This is a genomic window from Mesorhizobium sp. SEMIA396 (assembly GCF_024518615.1).
Classification (GTDB): Bacteria; Pseudomonadota; Alphaproteobacteria; order Rhizobiales; family Rhizobiaceae; genus Mesorhizobium.
Genome location: NZ_JANIFC010000002.1, coordinates 246,027 through 272,992 on the forward strand (window position 1 = coordinate 246,027; position 26,966 = coordinate 272,992).

The window sequence follows — 26,966 nt, forward strand, 5'->3', positions numbered from 1 at the left end:
GGGGAGAAAACATGGCTCAAGCTCAGGAATTCGAGAAAGTTCTTTCGAGCAGCGACACAAGCGTTGCCGCTTTCGACGAGCACAAATCGGCCGTCAAGCGCATCCAGCATTTCCTGCATTCGACGCCGGCCGCAGTGCCGCTGATCGTCCTGGTTCTGGCGATCATCGTTTTCGGCATCACCATCGGTGGGCGGTTCTTTTCGTCCTACACGCTGACGCTTATCCTGCAGCAGATCGCCATTATCGGCATTCTGGGTGCTGCGCAGACGCTGGTCATCCTGACCGCGGGCATCGACCTGTCGATTGGCGTGATCATGGTGATTTCAGCGGTGATCATGGGCAATTGCGCGGTCAGCTACGGTATGCCGAGCGCGCTCGCCGTGGCGATCGGGCTTGCCGCCGGCGCGGCATGCGGGCTGCTCAACGGCGTGCTCGTCGCCTACATGAAGCTGCCGCCCTTCATCGTGACGCTTGGCACCTGGAACATCGTCATGGCCACGAACTTCATCTATTCGGCCAACGAGACGATCCGCGACACCGACGTCGACACCCAGGCGCCGCTCCTGCATCTCTTTGCCATCAGCTTCAAGGTCGGCACGGCGGTGCTGACGCTCGGCGTCATTGCCACGGTCGTGCTCGTGATGATCCTCTGGTACGTGCTCAATCACACGGCATGGGGTCGCCATGTCTACGCCGTTGGCGATGATCAGGAGGCGGCGAAGCTGTCGGGCATCCAGACCAAGAAGGTGCTGATGACGGTCTACACCCTTGCCGGGCTGATCGCCGCTTTCGCTGCCTGGGTCTCTATCGGTCGCAACGGCTCGATCTCGCCGTCGGCTGCCGTCACCGACTACAATCTCCAGGCGATCACCGCGACGGTGATCGGCGGTATTTCCCTGTTCGGCGGACGCGGCTCGATCCTGGGCACGCTGTTCGGCGCGATGATCGTCGGCGTCGTCTCCATGGGCCTCAACATGCTGGGCGCCGATCCGCAATGGAAGGTGCTGCTCACCGGTGTGCTGATCATCGGCGCCGTGGCGGTCGACCAATGGATCAGAAAGGTTTCGGCATGACCATGACCCAGGAACCCATTCTCACCGCGCGTGGCCTAGTCAAGCGCTACGGCCGCGTCACCGCCCTCGACAACGCCGACTTCGACCTCTACCCCGGCGAAATCCTTGCTGTCATCGGTGACAATGGCGCCGGCAAATCGTCGCTCATCAAGGCGATTTCCGGCGCTGCCGCGCCCGATGAAGGCGAGATCCGGCTCGAAGGAAAACCCGTCTCCTTCAAATCGCCGATGGAGGCCCGCGAAGCCGGCATCGAGACCGTCTACCAGAACCTGGCGCTGTCGCCGGCGCTGTCGATCGCCGACAACATGTTCCTTGGCCGCGAAATCCGTAAACCGGGTTTTCTGGGCGATTGGCTTCGCATGCTCGATCGCCCGGCGATGGAAAAGCGCGCCCGCGACAAGCTTACCGAACTTGGCCTGATGACCATCCAGAACATCAGCCAGGCTGTGGAGACGCTCTCGGGCGGCCAAAGGCAGGGCGTTGCCGTGGCGCGTGCGGCCGCCTTTGGCAGTCGTGTGGTGATCATGGACGAGCCGACAGCCGCCCTTGGCGTCAAGGAAAGCCGCCGCGTGCTCGAGCTGATCCTCGACGTCAAGAAGCGCGGCCTCCCGATCGTGCTGATCTCGCACAACATGCCGCATGTCTTCGAAGTGGCCGATCGCATTCACATCCATCGGCTGGGCCGTCGCCTCGCCGTCATCGACCCCAAGCAATATACGATGTCCGACGCCGTCGCCTTCATGACAGGAGCCAAGGCCCCGCCGGAGGCGGCGCTGGCGGCTTGATACATGTCGCCCAAGTGGCTGGCGCATGGCGACACGGCAAGCACGGAACAGGGATTTGAAGCGCGGCGCGCGGGCCGTCTTGGCGCGTCACACTTCAGAATTGCCAAATTGCCGCAGGGGGCAAGCCGGATCGAACCTGTTTAAATCGATTGAATAGTTGGCGGTATCAGCTAGCATGGGCTGGGAGGAGCGATGAAAGCCGGTATGATCATGGCAACCGCACGAGAGGCATCATGACGAGCGCGATGACATCCGAACCCCTTCCGCCACTGCTCGAAAATCCTGACCCAAAGACGCTCGCACGTGAAGTCTTGGTTGCCCTCAAATACAGGGTCGGCAAGGACACCACCGTTGCGACCCAGTACGACTGGCTAACCGCCTCGATCAAGGTCGTGCGCGACCGGATCGTCGATCACTGGATGCAGGCGACGAGAGAGGCTTACGACCAGAAGGAAAAGCGCGTCTATTATCTGTCGCTGGAATTCCTCATCGGCCGCCTGATGCGCGATGCTTTCTCCAATCTGGGCCTGATGGACAACATGCGCGAGGCGCTGTCGTCGTTGGGTGTCGACCTCGACTTGATTGCAGCACTCGAGCCCGATGCGGCGCTCGGCAATGGCGGTCTCGGGCGGCTCGCGGCCTGCTTCATGGAAAGCATGGCGACCGTCGACATTCCCGCGCATGGCTACGGCATTCGCTATGCCAATGGCATGTTCCGGCAGGAGATTCACGACGGCTGGCAGGTCGAACTGCCAGAGACCTGGCTTGATCACGGTAACCCGTGGGAATTCGAACGTCGCGAACGCTCCTTCGAGGTTGGTTTCGGCGGTTCGGTGGAATCGATCACCTCCAAGGACGGCCGCCTCGAACGCCATGTCTGGAAGCCGACCGAGCATGTGCTGGCCGTCGCCTATGACACGCCCGTCGTCGGCTGGCGGGCCAATCGCGTCAACACGCTGCGGCTCTGGTCGGGCATGCCGATCGATCCGATCCTGCTCGACAAATTCAATGCCGGCGACCACATCGGCGCGCTCGCCGAAAGCAACAAGGCCGATGCCTTGTCGCGCGTGCTCTATCCCGCCGATTCCCACAAGGCCGGGCAGGAACTGCGGCTCCGGCAGGAGTATTTCTTCTCCACCGCCTCGCTGCAGGACATCGTGCAGCGTCATCTGAGCCAATATGGCGACCTGAAGTCGCTGCCCGACAAGGCTGCGATCCACCTGAACGACACCCATCCGGCCATCGCCGTGCCGGAGTTGATGCGCCTGTTGATGGACGTCCACGGCATGGACTTCGACCAGGCCTGGGATATCACCCAGCGCACCTTCGGCTACACCAACCACACACTGCTGCCCGAGGCGCTGGAAAGCTGGCCGGTGCCGCTGTTCGAGCGGCTTTTGCCGCGCCACATGCAGATTGTCTATGCCATCAACGCTGAAGTGCTTCTGGAGGCGCGTGCTTCCAACCAGTTCTCGGACGAGCAGATTGGCCGCATCTCGCTGATCCAGGAAAATGGCGATCGCCGGGTGCGCATGGGCAATCTGGCCTTTGTCGGCTCGCATTCCATCAACGGCGTTTCGGCTCTTCACACCGACCTGATGAAGGAGACGGTGTTCGCCGACCTGCACAAGCTCTATCCCGATCGCATCAACAACAAGACCAACGGCATCACGCCGCGGCGCTGGCTGATCCAATGCAATCCCGGACTGACGTCGCTCGCCCGCGAGGCGATCGGCGACCGTTTTCTCGATGACATCGACGCCATCAAGGATCTCGACGGTTTCGCCGGCGATGCCGCCTTTCGCGACAAGTTCGCCGCCGTCAAGCGCGCCAACAAGGCGCGATTGGCCAACCTCGTCGCCGACCGGCTCGGCATCAAGGTCGATCCTTCGGCGCTTTTCGACATCCAGATCAAACGCATCCACGAATACAAGCGCCAGCTTCTGAACATTCTCGAGGCGATCGCGCTCTATGACCAGATCCGCTCGCACCCCGAGCGCGACTGGATGCCGCGCGTGAAATTCTTCGGCGGCAAGGCGGCGCCCAGCTACCACAATGCCAAGCTGATCATCAAACTCGCCAACGATGTCGCAAAAGTCATCAACCGCGATCCGGCCGTGCGCGGTCTGCTTAAGGTGGTGTTCCTGCCGAATTACAATGTCAGCCTGGCCGAGATCATGATGCCGGCTGCCGACCTTTCCGAGCAGATCTCGACCGCCGGCATGGAAGCGTCGGGCACCGGCAACATGAAGTTCGCGCTCAACGGCGCGCTGACCATCGGCACGCTCGACGGTGCCAATGTCGAGATCAAGGAATGCGTCGGCGACGACAACATCTTCATCTTCGGCCTGACCACCGCCGAGGTCGCCGAGCGGCGCAACAACGGTTACGACCCTCGCGCCGTCATCGAGGGATCATCTGAGCTGGCGCAAGCGGTCGCTGCCGTCTCGTCGGGCGTCTTCTCGCCGGACGATCCGGAGCGTTACCGCGACCTCGTCAACGGCCTCTACAACAGCGACTGGTTCATGGTCGCCGCCGATTTCGATGCCTATGCCACCGCCCAGCGCGAGGTCGATGCGGTCTGGCGCAACAGTCCCGACTGGTACGCCAGGGCAATCCGCAATGTGGCGCGTGTCGGCTGGTTCTCCTCCGATCGCACGATCCGCCAATATGCGAAAGAAATCTGGAACGTGCCTGCCTGATGTGATTGCATGAGGCCGCAAACAATGTGGTCCCGGTGGTGTGAACTTGAAAGTCGGATCACACCACTAGAAACAAACACTCGGTGCCTGGGGAGGGACACTGCCTGATGAAGAAGCCGCGCGCGACCGCTGCGACAAGCGGGCCGGACGGACTGGCGGCAGCCAGCGATGTTGCGGCGATTGTTGCCGGCACGCATGGCGATCCGTTTGCCGTTCTCGGTGTTCAGGAGGCTGGGAAGGGTTTTGTGGCCCGCTGCTTTGTTCCGAATGCCGAATTCGTCACTGCCTATACGCTGACCGGCATCATCGCGGGTGAATTGTCCAGGCGCGACGATGGCGGCTTTTTCGAAGGCAAGCTCTCGATCAAGAAGCGGCAGCCGCTTCGCTATCACGCGCGCAATGCCGGCGGCGACTGGTGGCTGACCGATCCCTATTCGTTCGGTCCGGTGCTCGGGCCGATGGACGACTACTACATCGCCGAGGGATCGCATCTCAGGCTGTTCGACAAGCTCGGCGCCCATGTCATCGAGCACGAAGGCGCCACGGGCGTGCATTTCGCCGTCTGGGCTCCCAATGCGCGGCGTGTCTCTGTGGTCGGCGATTTCAACGAATGGGACGGCCGCCGGCACTCGATGCGGGATCGCCGCGACACCGGCATCTGGGAGGTGTTCATTCCCGATATCGGTGCCGGCCGGCCCTACAAATACGAGATCATCGGCCCCGACGGCGTCAGGCTGCCGCTGAAGGCCGATCCGTTCGCCTTCAAGTCCGAACTGCGTCCGGCCACCGCTTCGGTCGTGGCCGTGCCGCCGGCGCATGAGTGGGGCGACGAGGCGCATCGCAATTTCTGGCGCAATGCCGATCACCGGCGCGAAGCCATTTCGATCTACGAGGTCCATGCCGGCTCCTGGCAGCTTCGCGACGACGGTACGTTCCTGTCATGGGACGAACTGGCCGACCGGCTGATCCCCTATGTGGTCGAGACCGGCTTCACCCATATCGAATTCATGCCGATCTCCGAACACCCGTATGACCCGTCCTGGGGCTACCAGACGACCGGCCTCTACGCGCCATCGGCCCGCTTTGGCGATCCGGACGGCTTTGCCCGCTTCGTCGACGGCGCCCACCGTGCCGGCGTCGGCGTTATTCTCGACTGGGTGCCCGCGCATTTCCCGGTCGATGAGCACGGCCTGGCCAATTTCGATGGCACCGCGCTCTATGAACATGCCGATCCGCGCAAGGGGTTTCATCCCGACTGGAACACCGCGATCTACAATTTCGGCCGCCGCGAGGTGGTGTCGTTCCTGGTCAACAATGCGTTGTTCTGGGCCGAGAAATACCATGTCGACGGACTTCGCGTCGATGCGGTCGCCTCGATGCTGTACCTCGACTATTCGCGCAAGGCCGGCGAATGGATCCCCAACGAGAAAGGCGGCCGCGAGAATCTCGAGGCGGTCAGCTTCCTGCAGAAGATGAACAAGGAGGTCTACGGCCACCATCCGGGCGTGATGACCATCGCCGAGGAATCGACCTCTTGGCCGAAGGTCTCGGCACCGGTGCATGAAGGCGGGTTGGGCTTCGGCTTCAAGTGGAATATGGGCTTCATGCACGACACGCTGGAGTATTTCTCCAAGGAACCGATCTTCCGAAAACACCACCACAACGACCTCACCTTCGGCCTGACCTACGCCTTTTCGGAGAATTTCGTGCTGCCGCTCTCGCACGACGAGGTTGTGCACGGCAAAGGCACGCTGCTTGGCAAGATGGCCGGCGACGACTGGCAGAAGTTTGCGACGCTGCGCGCCTACTACGCTTTCATGTGGGGCTATCCCGGCAAGAAGCTGCTTTTCATGGGGCAGGAGTTCGCGCAGCGCCGCGAATGGAGCGAGGCGCGCGCGCTCGACTGGAACCTGCTTGAATTCCGGCCGCATCGCGGCGTCTGGCAGACGGTGCGCGATCTCAACTATCTCTACCGTTCGCGCCCGGCACTGCATGGCCGTGATTGTGAGCCGGAAGGGTTTTCCTGGCTGATCGTCGATGACAGCCAGAATTCGGTTTTTGCCTGGCTGCGCAGCGCACCGGGCGGCAGCCCGGTGGCCGTCATTTCCAATTTCACGCCGGTGCCGCGTGACAATTATCGCGTGCCGTTGCCGAAATCAGGCAAATGGCGCGAGATCATCAACACCGACGCTTCGGAATATGGCGGTTCCGGCAAGGGCAATGGCGGCATGGTCGAGGCGCGGGCGGAGGGAGGAAACATCTCAGCGACGATGCTTTTGCCGCCGCTGTCGACGATCATGCTTGAACTCGTTGCCGACTGAGCCATGTCGATATCGAGTAACTTGGGAGGGTAGAAATGGCAGACTTGAAACGGACCCAGCCGCTGGCGCGCGATGCCATGGCCTATGTATTGGCCGGCGGCCGTGGGAGCCGCCTCAAGGAACTGACCGATCGGCGTGCCAAGCCGGCCGTCTATTTCGGCGGCAAGACGCGCATCATCGATTTCGCGCTCTCCAACGCGCTTAACTCCGGCATTCGACGCCTCGGCGTCGCCACCCAGTACAAGGCACATTCGCTGATCCGCCATCTGCAGCGCGGCTGGAACTTCCTGCGCCCTGAACGAAACGAGAGTTTCGACATCCTGCCGGCCAGCCAGCGCGTCTCGGAAACGCAGTGGTATGAAGGCACCGCCGATGCCGTCTATCAGAACATCGACATCATTGAGGCCTACGGCCCCGAATACATGGTCATCCTGGCCGGCGACCACATCTACAAGATGGACTACGAGATGATGCTTCGCCAGCACGTCGACGCCAATGCCGACGTCACCGTCGGCTGCCTCGAAGTGCCGCGCATGGAAGCCACCGGCTTCGGCGTCATGCATGTCGATGCCAAGGACAACATCATCGCCTTCGTCGAAAAACCCGCCGATCCGCCCGGCATTCCCGATAAGCCGGAATTCGCGCTGGCTTCGATGGGCATCTACGTCTTCAAGACCAAATTCCTGATGGAGCAGTTGCGCCGCGATGCGGCCGAGGCGGGCTCAAGCCGCGACTTCGGCAAGGACATCATCCCCTATATCGTCCAGCACGGTAAGGCGATCGCGCATCGCTTCGCTAAATCCTGCGTCCGCTCGACCGCCGAGAACGAAGCCTACTGGCGCGACGTCGGAACGGTCGATGCCTATTGGGAAGCCAATATCGACCTGACCGATATCACGCCCGAGCTCGATCTCTACGACCGCGACTGGCCGATCTGGACCTATGCCGAATTGAAGCCGCCGGCAAAGTTCGTGCATGACGAGGATGGCCGCCGCGGTTCGGCTGTGTCTTCGCTTGTCTCGGGCGATTGCATCGTCTCGGGGGCTTCGCTGAAAAAAAGCCTGATCTTCACCGGCGCGCGCATCAATTCCTATTCGACGCTGGAAGAAGTCGTCATGCTGCCCGACGTTCATGTCGGCCGGAACGCAAAGTTGAAGCGCGTGGTCATCGACCATGGTGTTAGGATACCGGAAGGGCTGGTGGTCGGCGAAGATCCTATTCTCGACGCCAAGCGCTTCCGCGTTTCCGAAAAGGGCATCTGCCTGGTCACGCAGGACATGATCGACAAGTTAGGGCTCTAACGCATGCAGGTTCTGTCGGTCACGCCCGAGATCTTTCCGCTGATCAAGACCGGAGGGCTTGCCGACGTGACCGGCGCGCTGCCCATCGCCTTGGCGGCCAAGGGCGTGACCGTGCGCACGCTCATCCCGGGCTTTCCGACCGTCATGGCCGCCTTCAAGAAGAAGCGGGCGGTTCTGCAATATCCCTTGCTGCAGGGCGGCAAGGCCTCCGTCCATTCAGTCCAACTCGCCGGGCTCGAACTGTTCGTGCTCGATGCGCCGCATCTGTTCGACCGTCCCGGCGGTCCCTACGGCAATGCCACCGGCGTGGACTGGCCAGACAACTGGCGGCGCTTCGCAGCACTAAGCCAGGTCGGCGGCGATATCGCCGGCGGCGCCATCTCGGGCTACCAGCCCGACATCGTCCATGCCCATGACTGGCAGTCTGCGATGACCCTGGCCTACATGCGCTACGGCAAGGCAGTTGGCATTCCCTCGATGATGACCGTCCACAATCTCGCCTTCCAGGGCCAGTTCGGCGCCGGCATCTTCGGTGAACTCGGCTTGCCGGCGGCGGCGATGGCGCTCGACGGCGTCGAATATTATGGTGGTGTCGGCTTCCTCAAGGCTGGCCTGCAGGCCGCCTGGGCGATCACCACGGTCAGCCCGACCTACGCGCAGGAGATCCGCTCGGCGGAATTCGGCATGGGTCTCGACGGCCTCATCAACATGCGCTCCAGCGATCTCTATGGCATCGTCAACGGCATCGACACCGGCATCTGGGATCCGGAAACCGACAAGCATCTGGTATCCCCCTACAAGGCGAGCACACTGAAGGCGCGCGCGCCCAACAGGACTGCCGTGGAGGACCGCTTCAGTCTTGAGCGTGACGACAGCCCGATCGTCTGCGTGGTCAGCCGGCTGACCTGGCAGAAGGGGATGGACATACTGGCGCTGGTGATCGACGGCATCGTTGCCACTGGCGCGCGGCTGGCCATCCTAGGATCGGGCGATGCTGGTCTCGAAGGCGCGCTGCTTGCCGCTGCCGCCCGGCATCGCGGCCGTATCGGTGTGGTCGTCGGCTACGATGAGGGGCTGTCGCACATCATGCAGGGTGGCTGTGACGCCATCGTCATCCCCTCGCGCTTCGAACCGTGCGGGCTGACGCAGCTTTACGGCCTGCGCTATGGCTGCGTGCCGGTGGTCGCGCGCACCGGGGGCCTCGCCGATACGGTCATCGACGCCAATGAGGCCGCCGTCTCTGCCGGTGTCGCCACCGGCCTCCAGTTCGCGCCCAACAATGGCGGTGCCTTGCTGCACGCCATCCGCCGCCTCGTCGACGCCCATGCCAGTCCGACGGTCTGGGAATCGCTGCAGCGCCAGGGCATGAAGGCCGATGTGTCGTGGGACAAGAGCGCCGAAAAATATGTCGAACTCTATCGCTCGCTACTTTCGAAAAGGGTTGCCTGAAGCATGATACGGACCGTCCCCACCAAGCCTTATTCCGACCAGAGGCCCGGCACGTCGGGCCTGCGCAAGAAGGTGCCTGTCTTTCAGCAGGAGCACTATGCCGAGAATTTCATCCAGTCGATCTTCGACGCGCTCGACGGTTTCAAGGGCAAGACCCTGGTGATTGGCGGTGACGGCCGGTTCTACAATCGCGAGGTCATCCAGAAGGCCATCGCCATGGCCGCCGCCAACGGCTTCGGCAAGGTGATGGTCGGGCAGGGCGGCATCCTGTCGACGCCGGCCGCCTCGCATGTCATCCGCAAGTACAAGACCTTTGGCGGCATCATCCTGTCGGCCAGCCATAATCCCGGCGGCCCGCATGAGGATTTCGGCATCAAGTACAATGCCGGCAATGGCGGCCCGGCGCCGGAAAAGCTGACCGACGCGATGTTCGAGAAAACCAAGACAATCTCAAGCTTCAAGATCGCCGATATCGATCCGATCGACATCGACACAACAGGCACGGTCAAGGCCGCCGGCATGACGGTCGAGATCATCGACCCGGTCGCCGACTATGCCGAACTGATGGAAAGCCTGTTCGATTTCGATGCCCTGCGCAAACTGTTCAAATCCGGCTTCCGCATGCGCTTCGACGCCATGCACGCGGTGACCGGCCCCTACGCCAAGGAGATCCTGGAGAACCGGCTTGGCGCGCCCAACGGCACCTGCCGCAATTTCAAGCCGCTGCCGGATTTCGGCGGCCATCACCCGGATCCGAACCTCGTCCATGCCAAGCACCTCTATGACGAGATGATGGGACCGGACGCGCCGGATTTCGGCGCTGCCTCGGATGGCGACGGCGACCGCAATCTGATCATCGGCAAGGGCATTTTCGTCACCCCGTCGGATTCAGTTGCCATGCTCGCCGCCAATGCCCGCCTGGCGCCCGGCTACAAGGCCGGTTTGAAGGGTATCGCCCGCTCGATGCCGACCAGTGGCGCTGCCGACCGCGTCGCTGAAAAACTCGGCATCGCCCTCTATGAGACGCCGACCGGCTGGAAGTTCTTCGGCAATCTGCTGGATGCCGACATGGCGACGATCTGCGGCGAGGAGAGTGCGGGCACCGGCTCCAACCATGTCCGCGAAAAGGACGGCCTATGGGCGGTGCTTTTGTGGCTCAACATCCTTGCCGCGCGCGGCGAAAGCTGCAAGCAGATCGTCACTGAGCACTGGGCGACCTACGGTCGCAACTACTATTCGCGGCACGATTATGAAGAGGTTGAGAGCGACCGCGCCAACGCATTGGTCGACGAACTGCGCGCCAAGCTCGGCGCGCTGCCGGGTACCAGCGCTCGCGGCATGAAAATCGCCAGCGCCGACGATTTTGCCTATCGCGATCCGGTCGACGGTTCGATCAGCGAGCATCAGGGCATCAGGGTGCTGTTCGAAGGTGGTTCGCGGGTCGTCTTCCGCCTCTCCGGCACCGGCACGTCGGGCGCGACGCTGCGCGTCTACATCGAACGTTACGAGCCGGACAAGTCGAGGCACGACCTCGACACCCAGGCCGCCCTTGCCGATCTGATAGCCGCAGCCGATGATATTGCCGGGATTCACAGCCATACCGGCCGCCCCAAGCCAAGCGTGATTACTTGAGGGTGGCGGTTCGCGCTTTCCCTTCTCCCCTTGTGGGGTTCGAAGGACGGGGCGAGACCCGTGGCTCGCCCCAGGGCGGTGGATCGGCGCGTAGCGCCGAGACGGTTGAGGGGTGCGCGAAGGATCGCTGTCCTTGCCAAGCGGGAACATCCCTCATCCGTCGCCTTCGGCGACACCTTCTCCCACAAGGGGCGAAGGGGGAGACTGCATGACCCAGCTCGGCGCCACCGTCACCCGCGAAGGCATCCGCTTTGCCGCCTGGTCGCAGGCCGCCCGTCGGCTTTGGGTCTCGATCTTCGACGAGCAGGGCAACCGGGAAATCGAACGGCTCGAACTGCAGCCGGAAGGTGAGGGCGTCCATGCGCTGTTCATTGCGGGCCTTGGCCAGGGCATCCGCTACGGCTTTCGCGCCGATGGCGACTACGCGCCGGAACGCGGACTGTGGTTCGATCCCGCCAAGCTCCTGACCGATCCATATGCCGTCGAGATCGACAGGTCCTATGTCTATGACTGGCGGCTGGCCCAGCGCCGGGGCGAGGGCGCCGATACCGCACCGCTGATGCCGAAGGCGATTGCCGCTGCGCTGCCGAAGCCGGTGCAGGCTGCCCCGCCGCTATTCCAGCCGGGCGGCCTTATTTACGAAGTGCCGGTGCGCGCCTTCACCATGCTGCATCCGGACATTCCCGAAAAATTGCGCGGAACAGTCGCCGCACTTGCTCACCCGGCGGTTATCGAGCATCTGAAAAAACTGGGGGTTGACGCGGTCGAACTGATGCCGGTGACCGCGTGGATTGACGAGCGACATTTGCCGCCGCTCGGGCTGCGCAACGCCTGGGGCTACAATCCCGTGACTTTCATGGCCCTCGATCCGCGTTTGGCGCCGGGCGGCATCATGGAGTTGCGAAACACGGTCGCCGTGCTGCGTGAGGCTGGCATCGGCGTCATCCTCGACCTCGTCTTCAACCACACCGGCGAGAGCGACTGGCTTGGCCCGACGCTGTCGCTGCGCGGCCTGGACAACCAGGCCTACTACCGGCACTCATCAGACGGCGGGCTGGCCAACGATACCGGCACCGGCAACACGGTCGCTTGCGATCATCCTGTCGTCCAGGAGATGGTCCTCGACACGCTTCGCCATTTCGTCAGGGATGCCGGCGTCGACGGCTTCCGCTTCGACCTGGCGCCCATTCTGGGCAGGGTTGAAGGAACATTCGATGCCGAGGCGCCGATGCTGAGAGCGATGCGCGACGACCCGCTGCTGGCCGATCGCGTGTTGATCGCTGAGCCGTGGGACATCGGTTCCGACGGCTATCAGCTCGGTAATTTCCCGCCGCCCTTCCTCGAATGGAACGACAAGTATCGCGATGACGTCAGGCGCTTCTGGCGCGGCGACGCCGGCATGGTCGGTGCGCTGGCGACCCGGCTTGCCGGTTCGTCCGATGTGTTCGCAACGAACCGGCAAAACGCCAGTCGGACCGTCAATTTCATCGCCGCCCATGACGGCATGACGCTCGCCGATATCGTGCGCTACGAGCGCAAGCACAACGAAGCCAATGGCGAGCAGAACCGCGACGGTCACAATGAAAACCTATCCTGGAACAACGGCGTCGAAGGGGATGCGGACGATCCGGCCGTATGGGAGTCTCGCCAGAACGATCAGTGCGCGCTGCTCGCCACGCTGTTTGCCTCGCGCGGCACCATCATGCTGACCGCAGGCGACGAGTTCGGCCGCACCCAGCAAGGCAACAACAACGCCTATGCGCAGGACAACGAGATCACCTGGCTCGACTGGGCCGGCCGTGACCAGGTGCTGGAGCGCTACACGGAGGAACTCTCGAGGCTGCGCCGGTCGATGCCGGCGCTCTCCGATACAAGCTTCCTCACTGGCCAGCCACCGGCAGGTTCAGAGATACCGGACGTCGCATGGCTGACCGAGACAGGCGCGCCGCTCAATGAACAGTGCTGGCAGGACCCGCAGCGGTACCGCCTCGTCATGATCCTGGGTGGCGTCAGCCGCCTTGCCGTCATCATCAACGGCGATCGCCGGGCCTGCATGTTCACCTTGCCTGAGCGAGACGGATTCTTCTGGGCTCCAGCCATCGAAGCGCCGGATGCGGCGGACAGATCGCGACCGATATCGGGACGGGCGGTGATCTTCATGATCGAACGAGCGCAAGCCGGCACAGGGGAGAAGCGCAATGGCGGCGAGTGACAAGACCGGATGGTGGCGTGGTTGCGTCATCTACCAGATCTATCCGCGCTCCTTCCAGGACACGACCGGCGATGGCAGCGGCGATCTCGCCGGTATCACCTCGAGGCTCGCCCATGTCGCCTCGCTTGGTGTCGATGCCGTCTGGCTGTCGCCTTTCTTCAAGTCGCCGATGGCCGATATGGGCTACGACGTGTCGGATTACTGCGATGTCGATCCGATGTTCGGCACGCTCGAGGATTTCGATGCGCTGGTCGCCGAGGCGCATCGTCTCGGCCTGAAGATCGTCATCGACCAGGTGCTGTCGCATTCGTCCGACAGGCACGACTGGTTTGTCGAAAGCCGCGCCAGCCGCGATAACCCCAAGTCGGACTGGTATGTCTGGGCCGATGCCAAGCCAGATGGCGGGGCACCCAACAACTGGCTCTCCGTGTTCGGTGGCCCGGCCTGGGAATGGGATTCGACCCGCCGGCAATACTACATGCACAACTTCCTAGCCTCGCAGCCCGACCTGAATTTCCACAACCCGGAGGTCCAGGACGCGCTTCTCGACACGGTGCGGTTCTGGCTGGAGCGCGGCGTCGACGGCTTCCGGCTCGATACGGTCAATTACTATGTCCACGACCGCTGGCTGCGCAGCAATCCGCCCCTGGCGTCGAGCGTCGCCGGCACCAACGGCGAGACCAACACCTACCTCTACCAGGAGCATCTGTTCGACAAGACGCAGCCGGAAAACCTGGCGTTCCTGCGCCGCTTCAGGGCGCTGCTCGATGAATATGACGACCGCGCCGCGGTTGGCGAAATCGGCGATGAAGGCCGCTCGCTGCAGACGCTCGCGGCTTACACCTCAGGCGGCGACAAGCTGCATATGTGTTACACCTTCGACCTGCTCGGTCCGCAGTTCTCGGCCGCGCATGTGCGTGGCTGCGTCGAAGCCTTCGAGGCGGCCGTCTCCGACGGCTGGGTCTGCTGGGCGTTCTCCAACCATGACGTGGTGCGCCATGTCAGCCGCTGGACAAGGCCGGGCAGCGATCCCGACGCCGTCGCAAGATTCTCGATCATGCTGTTGTCCTGCCTGCGCGGCTCGATCTGCCTCTATGAGGGCGAGGAGCTGGGCCTGGAGGAGGCGGAGCTGGCCTATGAGGATCTGCGCGATCCCGTCGGCATCCGCTTCTGGCCAGGCGTCAAGGGCAGGGATGGGTGTCGCACGCCAATGGTCTGGGAGGCCGGCGCCGACAATGCAGGCTTCTCCACGGCCAGGCCCTGGCTGCCGATACCGGCCAGCCATCGCACCCGCGCGGTCGACGTCCAGAATGCCGACACGGCCTCGGTGCTGAAGTCCTATCGGACCACGCTGGCCTTGCGCGGGAAGCATGAGGCGCTGGTATCAGGCTCGATCCGCTTTCTCGACGCCGAGGGTGACGTGCTGGCTTTCGTTCGCGAGGGCGGCGGCGAAAGACTGCTCTGTGTCTTCAATTTTGCTGGAGGACCGGCCAATTGGCCGTTGCCGCAAGACTTAGGAGCGGTTACGGAACTTGACGGCGATGCCTCGCTCACCAGGGAGGTCGAGCTTTTGCTGCCGGGACTTGGATGCTTCCTCGGTAGGCTCGACTGATGCCTCGACTGCTCTACTGCACCAGCACGGAGCGTCCACAAGTCGCGCCGGTGACCCGGACATCCGCCTCGCCGAGACGCACGCCAAGGGCTCCAAGCAGGTTGGCAAGCAAGGTATCGATCGGGGCCGCCACGCTGTTCAGAAGTGCCACCACCGGCGGCTTCACAAATCCCAGAAGGGCGTCAAGATTCAGCGGCAGGCCGAGTAAATTCGCCGTCAGCGACAGGCCGCTGACCAGCGACGTAGTCAACGATTGGGTAAAATTTTGCGTGTAAGCGGTCCTTATCGTCTTGGCATCGATGTCGGCCTTGTTGAAAGTCAGCGTCGTCGCGGGGTTATTGGCCATGTTAAACGCCGCTGAGCCCACTACGGACACCACGGGGATGAGCAGAAGTTTCACGGCCGCGATTTCGGTGTTGGAAAACGTCTCCTTATTGGTGAAATCGGCAAAGCCGGCGCTGCTGCTGTCACCGAGATGTCCTTCGACGATACCGGGACGTGTAGCAACGGTGACCTTGATACTGTCAGGGCCTGTTGGACAACTTATGTCCATGAGCTTGGCCTCGGCATAGGCGACTTCGACATGCAGGGGCAAACTGACCGATACCAAGGTGATACCGCCTCCGACATTTTTGTTACCGCCCCCGATCTTCACTATTAGCTTGATGCGGGTCTGCGCCGTCCGCACAATGGCGCCGACCTCGCCAACCGCCAGCCATGGCGAGGATTGCGGCGGTTCGCCGATGGCGATGGCGAGCGTGGTCGACAGCACCCCCGGAATGGCGGCGCCGAGGGCGACGTCGACCTGCTTCGAACCGTTTGCCAGTCCGGCGGCGGCGGTCAGCATGCCCATCGCGCTGGCATCGACGCCAAGGCCGGCCGGCTTTTGACCGAGGCCCAACTTGCCGACGGAGCCGAGATCGATCAGATGACTGAGCGGGATCTGGACCGTACTGGTCGACTTGGAAGCGATCGTCTGCAGGGCGACCTTGGCCGTGTTGCCAAGCCCCGGCACATTGGCCATGGCCGTGGCGATCTGGCCGACGGTCGCCTTCGATGCCAGCACATCCGAATACGACACGCCGGTCAGGTTCAGCTGTGTGGCAAGGCCGTCGACGAAGGAGAGCACGCTCACATCGGCGGAGAGCAGCGCGTTGTAGTCCATGACGCTGAGCGAGATGTTGCTGCCGAGAAGTCCGCCGAGAAGCGCGTTGAGGATACCGCCATCGAGGCTGGCGAGCCTCGATCCGACCGAGAACGTCGCCTGCGGCGTCATGCTGGCGATGGCTTGGGTGCCGATGACGGGAGTTGGGATCAGCGAACTCGCGAAATAGCGGGCCGGGATCTTCTTCAGGGTGACATGGACGGCATTGTAGGGTGTTACGCTGGCCTGGAAACGCTGGCCCACATTGGCGCCGGATGCCACATATCGCCCGGGCGTGACCGTCACGACGGTTTTGCCGGCCGCCGGCTCGATCGTCTGTCCCGAGCTTTGAACGATAACCCCTGGCATGCCGTTGTCGGTCAGTGTGGTGACAACCGCGGTGTTGACATTGGTCATGTTCGAGGCGGCGGTGATCGCCGCCAGGTCCACCATTGCCTGGGCTTCGCGGCGCTCGGTGTAGATCGAGGCTTCGTCGATGGCCACCGCGGCCAGCGCCAGCGCCACCGGCGCGCTCAATGCCGCCATGACGGTGAAGTTCGCTTTCCTGTCACTCAGCATCAACCGGGCAAGCCGACCGATCCCATTGCACGCATGCAGCAGCATTCAAATGCCCCCGACCCTGATCGTTGACTGGCGCTTGATCGTGGTCCCGGGCATGGCTATGCCCGGGAAAAGGTTCCAGATCGGCAGGTTGCGGGCGTCGTACTGGATGGAAACCACGAACTGGCTTCCATCAGCCGTGCTGTCGTTGGCCTGGTAGGTCAACTTGCTGACATCCACGAAGGGATATCCGCCGGCATTGTTGGTGACGAAGCTGGCTACGAGCGTCTGGCGTTCGGTCTGGTTCAACCCGGCAATTGCCGTGCGGGCGGCATCCGCTGCGATCTGTTGGATCGAGTTGGCGGCGCCGAAGTATATACCATATGCAACCATTCCGAGTAGAAGAAGAATGAAAATCGGTGAAAGCAAGGCAAATTCGACCGCAGAAGTGCCGTGTTCTTCTTGAAGTTTCCGCATTAATTGACGGATTTTGGGCAATTTACTTGCTCTGTTACTCATAGCCGCCACGCGTCTGAAGTTCGAACCATATAGAAGGTACTCATAATGTAACCCCAGGTTGCTTAAGAACGCATTAAGACATTCCGGCAAACTGGCATGGCTCCGATTCGCGGTGAAAAATGGCGTCGAGGTGAAGAAACCAAGTCAAGCTTCTGGTTTCGGCTGCTGTTTCAGCGGCCACGCCATAGCTTTCGTCCGCCTTACTTTGGGTGACCCAGAGAGTCTGTTGAAATAAAAATTCTCCGCGTTAGTGTCTGGGCACGAGCCGCAGGACGGGAACCAGCGGCGCGCTCAAAGGGGTCAGATATCGGCTTCAGGGCGTCAACACTTAATAGGCGCGCCAACGGCAGCGCCGACAGGGAGAACTTCATGCTGAAAAACATGCTGAAGGCGACGGTGCTCGCCACGACCATGGCGCTGGCCGCCGGCACCTTCTACACGCCGGCTTTCGCCGAGACCGTCTATAACAGAGGCAGCGCCGCCGAAGCGGAGACGGTCGATCCGCACAAGACCTCGACCGTCTACGAAGCCGATATCATACGCGACCTGTTCCAGGGCCTGGTCATGCATGACCAGAAGACGAACCTCATTCCGGGCGCGGCCGAAAGCTGGACAGTGTCAGACGACGGGACTGTCTACACCTTCAAGCTGCGCAAGGATGGCCTCTGGTCGGATGGCAGCCCGGTGACGGCGGACGACTTCGTCTATTCGTTTCGTCGGCTGGAAGACCCGGCCACCGCTGCCGAATACGCCTCGATGCTGTACCCGGTGAAGGGTGCGGAGGACGTCAACACCAAGAAGGGCAAGCCGGAGGATATGGGTGTCAAAGCGATTGACGCAAATACCCTCGAAGTCACGCTGAAGGCGCCGACGCCTTACTTCCTGGAGATGCTGACCCACCAGGCCGCCTATCCGGTCAACAAGGCTTCGATCGACAAGCTCGGCGCCGACTGGATCAAGGCGGGTAATCTCGTTTCGAACGGCGCCTATACGCTGGCCGAGTGGATACCCAACGACCACATGAAGCTGGTCAAGAATCCGAAATTCTGGGACGCCGCGACCGTCAAGATGGACGTCGTCAACTATATCCCGACCGAAGACCGCTCATCGGCGATGAAGCGGTTCGAGGCCGGCGAACTCGACAGCTACGGCGACCTGCCGACCGAACAGCTCGCTGACCTCAAGACCAAGTTCGGCGACCAGGTCCGCGTCGGACCTTATCTCGGCACCTATTATTATGCGATCAAGACCGACAAGGCGCCGTGGGACAATGTCGAACTGCGCAACGCCATCTCGATGGCGATCGACCGCGACTTCCTCGCTGAGAAGGTCTGGCAGAACTCGATGCTGCCTGGCTATTCGATGGTGCCTCCGGGCATCGCGGGCTACACGCCGGCAATGGCCAAATACGCCGACATGTCGCAGATCGACCGCGAGGACGCTGCCAAGAAGACCCTCGAGAAACTCGGCTATACGCCCGAGCATCCATTGAAGATGGAGATCCGCTACAACACTTCGGAAAACCACAAGAACACGGCCGTCGCCATCCAGGAACAGTTGAAGCCGCTCGGCATCGACGTCTCGCTCGTCAACACCGACACCAAGACCCACTACTCCTTCCTCGAGCAGAAGGGCGACTACGACTTGGCGCGTGCCGCCTGGATCGCCGACTACAAGGATCCGGAGACCTTCCTCGGCATCACCCGCAAGGCCAGCGGCAACAATTATTCGAGCTATGTCAGCCCGGCATATGAAGCGGCCATGGACAAGGCTGCGGCTGCCGGCGGCAAACCGGAAGAGCGCATGAAGGACCTCACTGAGGCCGAGCGCATCCTTGTCGATGACGTCGGTAACATTCCGCTTCTCTACTACAGCTTCCACGACATCGTTTCCTCGAAGCTGCATGGCTTCGACGACAATGTGATGGACATCCATCCGTCCCGCTTCATCAGCAAGGACTGATCCTTAGCCGGGCCGCCGCGCAACGAGATGCGCGGCGGTGCTGGTTTGCCATCGCATCGGCCCGGGAACCGGAATCGATTTTCGGCATGTCGGTGCGAAGATTTGAAGGCTAGAGCGCAACCGTCCAGCTGGACGCGCGTTGCTCTGGGTCAAGCGGGGCACCGATGCTGCGATACGTATTACGGCGGCTTCTGACCGCCATCCCGACGCTGTTCGTCATCGTGACCATGGCGTTTTTCCTGATGCGCGTCGCGCCGGGCGGCCCATTCAACCAGGAGCGGGGGCTGAGCCCCGAGATCAAGGCCAATCTCGAAGCCCAGTTCGGCCTCAACGACCCGCTCTGGCTGCAATTCGTCCATTATCTCGGCAATCTGCTGCGCGGCAATTTCGGCCCGAGCTACAACATGCCGGATTTCACCGTCACCGAACTCTTCGCCAAGGGCCTGCCTATATCGGTTCAGCTCGGCGCCTCGGCGCTCGTCCTGGCGCTGCTACTCGGTTGTGTGCTCGGCACCATTGCGGCGCTTAACCAGAACAAGCTTGGCGACTATACGGTGATCGCGCTGGCGACGGCCGGCAGCACTATCCCAACCTTCGTCATCGCGCCGGTGATCCAACTCCTGTTCGGGCTGACCTGGAGGCTGCTGCCGATCGGTGGGTGGGGCGATGGCGCTTTCATCAACAAGGTCGGTCCGGTGTTGACGCTCGCTCTGCCGCAGATCGCCATCGTCGCCCGGCTGATGCGTGGCTCGATGATCGAATCCTTGCGGTCCCACCACATCCGCACGGCGCGCGCGCTCGGCCTGTCCGATTGGTCGGTGGTGGTCAAGCACGCGCTGCGCGGTGCCATCCTGCCGATCGTCTCCTTCACCGGTCCGGCGGCGGCGGCATTGCTGACCGGCTCGGTCATTGTCGAGACGATCTTCTCCATTCCAGGCGTCGGCCGCTATTTCGTCGATGCCGCGCTCAATCGTGACTACACGCTGGTGATGGGAACGGTGGTGGTGATCGCCATCTTTACCATTGTCTTCAACCTGATCGTCGACGTCATGTACGCGGTCGTCGATCCGAGGGTGCGCTATGACTGACATCGCAGCCACAGCCCCCACCGTCATCGGCCGTTCGCTCTGGGGGGATGCCTGGGCGCGGCTCAAGGCCAATCGCGCCGCCATGTTCAGCCTGTACTACCTTGCCCTGATCGGTGTCGTCAGCGTGTTCGGACCGTGGTTCGTGCCGCATCAATACACCACCATCTATGCCGACTATGTGCGTATGCCGCCAAGCCTGTCAGCCTATCCGAAGGCCGACATGATCGAGACGGCGCTTACCGAAGCGATCAAGCGCATGCGGGTCGACATCAAGGAGTGGCGGCAGGAAGGCAACCAGGTCTTCGTCACCGTCAAGTCGACCAGGCCGATCGACGATCGCAATATCCGTTATCTCGACCGTTCCGATGCCTTTGACGGCACCAAGATCGAGAGCAAGTCGCCCGACGGTCTCGAAGTGACGATGAGCGCCTCGATCAAGCAGCAGTATTTCCTGTTCGGCACCGACAACACCGGCCGGGATCTGTTGTCGCGCACGCTGATGGCCGGGCGCATATCGCTGGCCATCGGCCTGCTCGCGGGTGTCGTGGCGGTGGTCATCGGCGTGGTCTACGGGGCCGCTGCCGGCTTTGCCGGCGGCAAGGTCGACGAGGTGATGATGCGCATCGTCGACGTGCTCTATTCCTTGCCCTTCATCTTCTTCGTCATCATGCTGGTAGTGTTTTTCGGCCGCAACTTCGTGCTGATGTTCCTGGCGGTCGGCGCCGTGCTGTGGCTCGACATGGCGCGCATCGTGCGCGGCCAGGCGCTGTCGATCCGCCGGCAGGAATATGTCCAGGCGGCGGAAGCCATGGGTGTCGGCCAGCGCGGTATCCTGCTGCGCCACGTCATCCCCAACCTGCTCGGCCCGGTGGTGATCTACATGACGCTGCTGGTGCCTCAGGTCATCATCCTGGAAAGCTTCCTGTCGTTTCTCGGCCTCGGCGTGCAGGAGCCGATGACCAGCTGGGGCGTGCTGATCTCGGTCGGCGCCAAGAACATCGGCACCGCCAACTGGCTGCTCCTGTTTCCCGCCTTCTTCCTCGTCTCGACGCTGTTCGCGCTGAACTTCGTCGGCGACGGCCTGCGCGACGCACTGGACCCGAGAGATCGATAAGATGGGGATCGCTAAGATGGCTGCTTCCGAAACGATCCTCAGCGTCAAGGATCTGCGTGTCCGCTTCCGCACGCTCGACGGCGCAGTCGAGGCGGTGAAGGGCATCAGCATCCACGTCAATGCGGGCGAGACCGTTGCCGTGGTTGGCGAATCCGGGTCCGGCAAAAGCCAGACGATGATGGCGGCGATGAGCCTGCTGGCATCGAACGGCGAAGCGACAGGCAGCGTTGATTATCGCGGCCGCAATCTTCTGACGCTCAGCAAATCCGAGCTCAACCAGGTTCGTGGCCGCAAGATCAGCATGATCTTTCAGGAGCCGATGACTTCGCTCGATCCGCTCTATTCGATCGGCAACCAGTTGATCGAGCCGATCCGCCGGCACCGGGGCCTGAATGCCGCCGAGGCGCGGGAAGAGGCGCTCAAGCTGCTGCGGCTGGTGCATATTCCCGATCCCGAGCGGCGGATGAAATCCTATCCGCATGAAATGTCCGGTGGCCAGCGCCAGCGTGTGATGATCGCGATGGCGCTCGCCAACGACCCTGACATATTGATCGCCGACGAGCCGACGACGGCGCTCGACGTGACCATCCAGGCGCAGATCCTGATGCTTCTGGCCGAATTGCAGCGCAAGCTCGGCATGGCGATCGTCTTCATCACCCACGATCTTGGCATCGTCCGCCGCTTTGCCGACCGGGTCTATGTCATGCGCCAGGGCGAGGTTGTCGAGGAGGGGGAGGCGGAGGCCATCTTCGTCAATCCCCAGCATGCCTACACGAAAATGCTGCTGGCGGCCGAGCCGGCCGGCAGCAAGCGGCCGCCGCCCGCCAATGCTCCGGTGCTGCTCGAAGGTAGAAATGTCGAAGTGACGTTCAGGATTGGCGGCGGGTTTCTTGCTGGTGAACCGCTGATGCTGCGTGCCGTCGATCACATCTCGATCCGGCTGCAGCGAAACCAGACCATCGGCATCGTTGGTGAATCCGGCTCGGGCAAGTCGACGCTCGGCCGCGCCTTGCTGCGGCTGTTGCCGAGCGACGGGCTTATCCGTTTCGGTGATCGCGACATTTCCCAAGCCGACAGGCAGGCGATGCGGCCGCTGCGGCGCCAGATGCAGCTCGTCTTCCAGGATCCGTTCGGCTCGCTGTCGCCGCGCATGACCGTCGGCCAAGTCATCACCGAAGGACTTCTGGTGCATGAGCCTGATCTTTCGGGCAAGCAGCGTGATCAACGCGCGGTCGACGCCTTGCGCGAGGTCGGCCTCGACCCCAACGCACGCAATCGCTACCCGCACGAATTCTCCGGCGGCCAGCGGCAGCGCATCGCCATTGCTCGCGCCATGATCCTGAAGCCCAGGCTGGTGGTATTGGATGAGCCGACCTCGGCGCTCGATCGCTCTGTGCAGAAACAGATCGTCGAACTGCTGCGCAAGCTGCAGGCGGACCACGAATTGTCCTATCTCTTCATCAGCCACGATCTGTCGGTCGTGCGCGCCATGGCCGACTACATCATCGTCATGAAACAGGGCAAGATCGTCGAGGAAGGGCCGACTGAGGCGATCTTCAGCGATCCGCGGCACGCCTACACACAGACGCTGATGGCCGCGGCGATCGACGTGACGCGATTTCGCCTGAGCGCCTGAACCGGGCTCCGCACCGAGGCATTGGCTGTCCGCTCAATTCGCGGACCTGGGGCACTTGCGTGCTCGCACAGCGGCAATGGCATCCTGTTGCTGCTTAAGCCGGTCGATCCTGGCTGTTTCGCGGTTGGCTACCGCGGTCTTCACGCGTGAGCCGCCGAGCAGCCAGCGTGGAACATTGGTGTTGGCCACCTTGCCGCGCGTGATTGCCGTTTGCGAGATGTCACGGGCGACGTCTCCCATCGCCCTGTTGAGGTCGGTGCACGTCATCGAATCGTATTTCGCTGCATCGACGGTTCTGCCGAGCGATGAACAGCCAGTGAAGAGAACCAGCGTCATCACAAGAATCAAGGGCGGGGCTGTGGTTGAATTCAAATTCATGTCGCACTCGGCCCGCCGTTTGGCTGACTCCATCAGGTCCATCGACCCTAAAGCCGACGGACCTTTTCGTCAAAATATGCGGCCCGCGAAGAAACCTGCCACCGGCCAGCCTTTGCGTCCGGCGCAGGAACATTCTCTGCCACTCGAATTGCTATCTGGCGCGTGTTGGGTTCAATCACTGGTGAACGCAGAGAGCCCGTCCCGGCGACGTCGGGCGGTCCTTTCCTACGCTGCTTCGGCCACGAACGTCGACGGGGAGCAACCGCCGAGCACTGTCTGAGCGATGTCGGCGTCATTTTCATCGACATGCGCCATCACCAGAACCACCCCCTCGGCAACGTCTTGATCATCCGCCTTCATGGCGGCCATGGCGAATGTTCCAAACAGACCGCCGGCAACGCCGCCGCAGACCGCGCCAGCCACCGCTGCTGGCAACACGCTCGCAGCAAGAGGATTGATGCCATGGGCCGCAACGGCGCTCAGGCAGGCCAACACGCCGGCGGCAGCGCCAAGTAACGATCCCAAAGCGGAAACCCTAAGAGATCCCGCCTCGTTATTGTAAGGCCCGATGATGGCGATCTGTACGCGAGGAATTCCGGCCGCCACCAAGTCGCTGGCGACCCGCGCCGCATCGGCGGGGGAATCAAAAAGTCTGCTAATCGTCGGCATGGTCGCTTAACGCTTCTGGCTGTTCAGCGTCGTGTCGGTGAGGAATGACGCGGCAATCAGGTCGTCAACCTCGATTAGGCCCTCGTCGCCCTCCATGATGGCCGCGACCTTCTGGAAGGTCTTCATCTCGTCTTCGGTAATCTGGGCTTCCTGCATCCTGGCTTTGATCTCTGTCATCCGCATGCCAAGGGCATGGGATTTCTTGGTCTCACGGTTCGACATGCTGCTGCTCTTTAGTTTTTCATTGATCATTTTCGCCCACCACCCGAATTTGGGGCAAGGGCAAGCGTTTCCAACCTGGACTTCGGTCGGGCAGGGGCTGGACTTAAGTCTGGTTGCGGGCGTGATTGGGATGCGTGCCAAAGGCCTCTCGTGGCCCCACTCCCATCAAGACCCGACTCCCATCAAGAATCGGGGCCGGATTCCTGCGTCGGTACCCGTCGTTCGATCACCACGGGATGGTGCCGATGGGTTAGGACGAAACCTGTCACGACAGTGCTGTCGTGGTGATGATGCCGGCGCCTATGATCATGGGACGCACGACGGAACATTAGGCGTGCCTGATGGTTTATTTCTCGCAGCCGGGATCACGATTTGGTGGTCTGCTGCAGATCAGTCGGCAAAGGCTGGTCGGCCCGCGTTCTCCGCCAGAGGCGCGGGCTTCCCCAGGCAGCAGGAGAGAGATCATGAACAACATCATTTGGCTCGTTGGAGCTGTAGTCATCGTGATAGCGATCTTGAGCTTTTTTGGCCTCCGCTGAGCGGAAACGCGCGTACCAGTTGAGATGTTTTCCGGGATCTGTCCGCGAGCGCAGGCATGAAGGCATCAGGCGGCCGGTTGGACCGTCTGGTTACTGTCCAGTGCAAGAGGCATCGCTGTCGGCCGAGTCACAGAGGCACGGCGAATAGAAATTCGCCCATCCGACTGACGGGGGACGCGAGTAGTCTCGCTTGAGGGGCAGGTGGAGCGCCGAAGTCGGGATGCGCTAACTCTTTGTTTTCTCTGGTCGGAGTGGCAGGATTTGAACCTGCGACCCCCTCGTCCCGAACGAGGTGCGCTACCAGGCTGCGCTACACTCCGTGACCAGACCGCGGGCTTATAGCCGCCACACTTGGTTCCTGCAAGCGGCACGGCGGCACTTCTGTCGCATTTCGTCGGCTTTCGTCGAGCATTGCCCGAAAGGCCCGGATTCCCTTCCGGAATAAACGTGGCCTAAAGCCTTGTGTGCTAAGCCGCAGCCCTCGACAATTCGTAATTTCTGCCATTCGGAGTTTCCAGTCTTGTCTTTCAGCATCGTTGGCGACGCCCGGCCCAACAGTTTCGAATTCGAAACCGAAGCGCTGATCAAGCCATCCGGCTTTCGCGAATATGATGCGCGCTGGTGGTTCGGCCATCCCGGCTCCGCGCAACTGCCGGAGCTCAATCTGATCGGCGTCCAGGCGCTCGGCATGGGGCTTGGCACGCTTATTCGCCGTCTCGGCGCCGGTCCCGATATCGTCACCGGGCATGATTTCCGCTCCTATTCGCTGTCGATCAAACTGGCCCTGGTGTCCGGTTTGATGGCCGCAGGCGCACGGGTGAGGGACATCGGACTGGCGTTGTCGCCGATGGCGTATTTCGCCCAGTTCGCTTTGGATACGCCCTCGGTCGCCATGGTCACCGCTTCGCACAACGAAAATGGCTGGACTGGCGTCAAGATGGGTGCTGCGCGGCCGCTGACCTTCGGCCCGGAAGAGATGAGCGCGCTGAAGGCGATCGTGCTGGCAGGTGATTTCGATCTCGTCGGCGGCGGCTCCTACGATTTCATCCGCGACTTTCGCGCGACCTATCTCGACGATCTGACCCGCGACAAGCGCATCGCCCGAAAGCTGAAAGTGGTCGCAGCCTGCGGCAATGGCACCGCCGGCGCCTTCGCGCCGCGGGCGTTGCAGCGCATCGGCTGCGAGGTCATCGCGCTCGACGTCGAGCTCGACCATACATTTCCGCGCTACAATCCCAATCCCGAGGACATGCGGATGCTGCATGCCATCCGGGACAAGGTGCTGGCATCAGGCGCCGACATCGGCCTTGGCTTCGACGGCGATGGCGACCGCTGCGGCGTCGTCGACAATGAAGGCAATGAAATTTTTGCCGACAAGGTCGGTGTGATGCTGGCAAGGGATATTTCCAGCCGGCATCCCAACTCGACCTTCGTCGTCGACGTCAAATCGACCGGCCTGTTCCATACCGACGCAATGCTGCGCGCCAATGGCGCCGTCGCTGACTATTGGAAAACCGGCCATTCCTACATCAAGCGCCGCGTCGCCGAACTCGGTGCTGTCGCCGGTTTCGAAAAGTCGGGTCATTTCTTTTTCAATCCGCCGATCGGGCGCGGATATGACGACGGGCTGGTCACTGCCATCGCCATCTGCCAAATGCTGGATCGCAGCCTGGGCAATTCGATGGCCGATCTTTATCGCGCCCTGCCGCTGACCTTCGGCACGCCGACCATGTCGCCTCACTGCGCGGACGACGTGAAGTATGGCGTTGTCGAGCGGGTGGTTGCCGACTTTCGGGCCATGAAGCGGGATGGAATGGTTTTCGCTGGCCAGAAGATCGCAGACCTCATCACCGTCAACGGCGTGCGCGTCGTCGCCGACGACGGCACCTGGGGGCTGGTGCGCGCCTCATCGAACAAACCGGAACTGGTCGTGGTGGTCGAAAGCCCGGTGTCGTCGCAGCGTCGACGGGAGATGTTCGAGGCTGTCGACGCCGTGCTGCGCCGCAGCCCCGAGGTGGGCGCCTACAACCAGACCTTTTGAATGGTA

At 62.0% G+C, this 26,966-nt stretch carries 19 protein-coding genes and 1 tRNA gene; 14 read left to right on the forward strand and 6 right to left on the reverse strand.

Going from position 1 to position 26,966, the window contains the following annotated elements; all coding sequences use genetic code 11:
- Window positions 1–11 precede the first annotated feature (11 nt).
- The 9 genes from NP503_RS06105 to NP503_RS06145 all read left to right on the forward strand — a co-directional run bounded on the left by NP503_RS06105 (window position 12) and on the right by NP503_RS06145 (window position 15,087).
- A complete protein-coding gene (locus tag NP503_RS06105; protein ID WP_127269995.1) occupies window positions 12–1,073 on the forward strand; it encodes an ABC transporter permease in 1,062 nt (353 codons plus the stop codon).
- Window positions 1,074–1,075: 2 nt separating this feature from the next.
- Window positions 1,076–1,858, forward strand: coding sequence for an ATP-binding cassette domain-containing protein (locus NP503_RS06110; protein ID WP_164748811.1), 783 nt, complete (start codon window positions 1,076–1,078; stop codon window positions 1,856–1,858).
- A 233-nt stretch (window positions 1,859–2,091) separates the two neighbouring features.
- Window positions 2,092–4,560 carry a glycogen/starch/alpha-glucan phosphorylase gene (locus NP503_RS06115; protein WP_127269993.1) on the forward strand — a complete coding sequence of 823 codons (2,469 nt, stop codon included), beginning with the start codon at window positions 2,092–2,094 and terminating at the stop codon, window positions 4,558–4,560.
- A gap of 107 nt (window positions 4,561–4,667) precedes the next feature.
- Complete coding sequence (glgB, locus tag NP503_RS06120; RefSeq protein ID WP_127268704.1) at window positions 4,668–6,881, forward strand: 1,4-alpha-glucan branching protein GlgB; 2,214 nt, start codon at window positions 4,668–4,670, stop codon at window positions 6,879–6,881.
- 35 nt (window positions 6,882–6,916) lie between these two features.
- A complete protein-coding gene (gene glgC, locus NP503_RS06125) occupies window positions 6,917–8,182 on the forward strand; it encodes a glucose-1-phosphate adenylyltransferase (protein ID WP_127273144.1) in 1,266 nt (421 codons plus the stop codon).
- 3 nt (window positions 8,183–8,185) lie between these two features.
- Window positions 8,186–9,631, forward strand: a complete 1,446-nt coding sequence (gene glgA / locus NP503_RS06130; protein WP_127269989.1) for a glycogen synthase GlgA — start codon at window positions 8,186–8,188, stop codon at window positions 9,629–9,631.
- A gap of 3 nt (window positions 9,632–9,634) precedes the next feature.
- Window positions 9,635–11,263 carry an alpha-D-glucose phosphate-specific phosphoglucomutase gene (locus NP503_RS06135; RefSeq protein ID WP_127269987.1) on the forward strand — a complete coding sequence of 543 codons (1,629 nt, stop codon included), beginning with the start codon at window positions 9,635–9,637 and terminating at the stop codon, window positions 11,261–11,263.
- Window positions 11,264–11,471: 208 nt separating this feature from the next.
- Window positions 11,472–13,475 carry a glycogen debranching protein GlgX gene (glgX, locus tag NP503_RS06140; protein ID WP_127269985.1) on the forward strand — a complete coding sequence of 668 codons (2,004 nt, stop codon included), beginning with the start codon at window positions 11,472–11,474 and terminating at the stop codon, window positions 13,473–13,475.
- On the forward strand, window positions 13,462–15,087 hold the full coding sequence (locus tag NP503_RS06145) for an alpha-glucosidase family protein (protein ID WP_127267929.1): 1,626 nt from the start codon (window positions 13,462–13,464) through the stop codon (window positions 15,085–15,087). The genes glgX and NP503_RS06145 overlap by 14 nt, the downstream gene beginning before the upstream one ends.
- 13 nt (window positions 15,088–15,100) lie before the next feature.
- Here the strand turns inward: NP503_RS06145 and NP503_RS06150 are convergent, their stop codons facing one another.
- Complete coding sequence (locus tag NP503_RS06150) at window positions 15,101–16,855, reverse strand: TadG family pilus assembly protein (RefSeq protein ID WP_127267928.1); 1,755 nt, start codon at window positions 16,853–16,855, stop codon at window positions 15,101–15,103.
- Window positions 16,856–17,269 carry a TadE family protein gene (locus NP503_RS06155; protein WP_164748810.1) on the reverse strand — a complete coding sequence of 138 codons (414 nt, stop codon included), beginning with the start codon at window positions 17,267–17,269 and terminating at the stop codon, window positions 16,856–16,858.
- A 411-nt stretch (window positions 17,270–17,680) separates the two neighbouring features.
- Here NP503_RS06155 and NP503_RS06160 point away from each other — a divergent pair, with 411 nt between their 5' ends.
- From NP503_RS06160 to NP503_RS06175, 4 genes are all read left to right on the forward strand, one after another.
- Window positions 17,681–19,273, forward strand: coding sequence for a peptide ABC transporter substrate-binding protein (locus NP503_RS06160; RefSeq protein WP_127267926.1), 1,593 nt, complete (start codon window positions 17,681–17,683; stop codon window positions 19,271–19,273).
- Between the two features lie 164 nt (window positions 19,274–19,437).
- Window positions 19,438–20,361, forward strand: a complete 924-nt coding sequence (locus NP503_RS06165; protein WP_027035849.1) for an ABC transporter permease subunit — start codon at window positions 19,438–19,440, stop codon at window positions 20,359–20,361.
- Window positions 20,354–21,475 carry an ABC transporter permease gene (locus tag NP503_RS06170; protein ID WP_127267925.1) on the forward strand — a complete coding sequence of 374 codons (1,122 nt, stop codon included), beginning with the start codon at window positions 20,354–20,356 and terminating at the stop codon, window positions 21,473–21,475. Before NP503_RS06165 ends, NP503_RS06170 begins: the two co-directional genes overlap by 8 nt.
- 16 nt (window positions 21,476–21,491) lie before the next feature.
- On the forward strand, window positions 21,492–23,111 hold the full coding sequence (locus NP503_RS06175) for an ABC transporter ATP-binding protein (protein ID WP_127269983.1): 1,620 nt from the start codon (window positions 21,492–21,494) through the stop codon (window positions 23,109–23,111).
- A 33-nt stretch (window positions 23,112–23,144) separates the two neighbouring features.
- Here NP503_RS06175 and NP503_RS06180 read toward each other — a convergent pair whose 3' ends face one another.
- The 4 genes from NP503_RS06180 to NP503_RS06195 form a co-directional block, all read right to left on the reverse strand.
- The gene (locus tag NP503_RS06180; RefSeq protein WP_127270013.1) at window positions 23,145–23,489 is read right to left on the reverse strand and encodes a hypothetical protein; all 345 of its coding nucleotides are present in this window, start codon (window positions 23,487–23,489) and stop codon (window positions 23,145–23,147) included.
- Window positions 23,490–23,714: 225 nt separating this feature from the next.
- Window positions 23,715–24,158: a hypothetical protein gene (locus tag NP503_RS06185; RefSeq protein WP_236382860.1), complete on the reverse strand. Its 444-nt coding sequence runs from the start codon at window positions 24,156–24,158 to the stop codon at window positions 23,715–23,717.
- Window positions 24,159–24,164: 6 nt separating this feature from the next.
- Window positions 24,165–24,380 carry a hypothetical protein gene (locus tag NP503_RS06190; RefSeq protein WP_164748709.1) on the reverse strand — a complete coding sequence of 72 codons (216 nt, stop codon included), beginning with the start codon at window positions 24,378–24,380 and terminating at the stop codon, window positions 24,165–24,167.
- A gap of 782 nt (window positions 24,381–25,162) precedes the next feature.
- A tRNA-Pro gene (locus NP503_RS06195) sits at window positions 25,163–25,239 on the reverse strand.
- A gap of 200 nt (window positions 25,240–25,439) precedes the next feature.
- Here NP503_RS06195 and NP503_RS06200 point away from each other — a divergent pair.
- Window positions 25,440–26,960 carry a phosphomannomutase/phosphoglucomutase gene (locus NP503_RS06200; RefSeq protein ID WP_127269880.1) on the forward strand — a complete coding sequence of 507 codons (1,521 nt, stop codon included), beginning with the start codon at window positions 25,440–25,442 and terminating at the stop codon, window positions 26,958–26,960.
- The last annotated feature ends 6 nt before the right edge of the window (window positions 26,961–26,966 follow it).

Excerpts from the sequence above, each read along its gene's own strand:
- NP503_RS06105 (WP_127269995.1), top strand. The coding sequence starts at position 12 with ATGGCTCAAGCTCAGGAATTCGAGAAAGTTCTTTCGAGCAGCGACACA.
- NP503_RS06190 (WP_164748709.1), bottom strand. The coding sequence starts at position 24,380 with ATGTCGAACCGTGAGACCAAGAAATCCCATGCCCTTGGCATGCGGATG.
- NP503_RS06145 (WP_127267929.1), top strand. The coding sequence starts at position 13,462 with ATGGCGGCGAGTGACAAGACCGGATGGTGGCGTGGTTGCGTCATCTAC.
- NP503_RS06165 (WP_027035849.1), top strand. The coding sequence starts at position 19,438 with ATGCTGCGATACGTATTACGGCGGCTTCTGACCGCCATCCCGACGCTG.
- NP503_RS06160 (WP_127267926.1), top strand. The coding sequence starts at position 17,681 with ATGCTGAAAAACATGCTGAAGGCGACGGTGCTCGCCACGACCATGGCG.
- NP503_RS06115 (WP_127269993.1), top strand. The coding sequence starts at position 2,092 with ATGACGAGCGCGATGACATCCGAACCCCTTCCGCCACTGCTCGAAAAT.
- NP503_RS06155 (WP_164748810.1), bottom strand. The coding sequence starts at position 17,269 with ATGCGGAAACTTCAAGAAGAACACGGCACTTCTGCGGTCGAATTTGCC.
- glgB (WP_127268704.1), top strand. The coding sequence starts at position 4,668 with ATGAAGAAGCCGCGCGCGACCGCTGCGACAAGCGGGCCGGACGGACTG.
- NP503_RS06170 (WP_127267925.1), top strand. The coding sequence starts at position 20,354 with ATGACTGACATCGCAGCCACAGCCCCCACCGTCATCGGCCGTTCGCTC.
- NP503_RS06175 (WP_127269983.1), top strand. The coding sequence starts at position 21,492 with ATGGCTGCTTCCGAAACGATCCTCAGCGTCAAGGATCTGCGTGTCCGC.
- NP503_RS06150 (WP_127267928.1), bottom strand. The coding sequence starts at position 16,855 with ATGCTGCTGCATGCGTGCAATGGGATCGGTCGGCTTGCCCGGTTGATG.
- glgA (WP_127269989.1), top strand. The coding sequence starts at position 8,186 with ATGCAGGTTCTGTCGGTCACGCCCGAGATCTTTCCGCTGATCAAGACC.
- glgC (WP_127273144.1), top strand. The coding sequence starts at position 6,917 with ATGGCAGACTTGAAACGGACCCAGCCGCTGGCGCGCGATGCCATGGCC.
- NP503_RS06135 (WP_127269987.1), top strand. The coding sequence starts at position 9,635 with ATGATACGGACCGTCCCCACCAAGCCTTATTCCGACCAGAGGCCCGGC.
- NP503_RS06180 (WP_127270013.1), bottom strand. The coding sequence starts at position 23,489 with ATGAATTTGAATTCAACCACAGCCCCGCCCTTGATTCTTGTGATGACG.
- glgX (WP_127269985.1), top strand. The coding sequence starts at position 11,472 with ATGACCCAGCTCGGCGCCACCGTCACCCGCGAAGGCATCCGCTTTGCC.
- NP503_RS06110 (WP_164748811.1), top strand. The coding sequence starts at position 1,076 with ATGACCCAGGAACCCATTCTCACCGCGCGTGGCCTAGTCAAGCGCTAC.
- NP503_RS06185 (WP_236382860.1), bottom strand. The coding sequence starts at position 24,158 with ATGCCGACGATTAGCAGACTTTTTGATTCCCCCGCCGATGCGGCGCGG.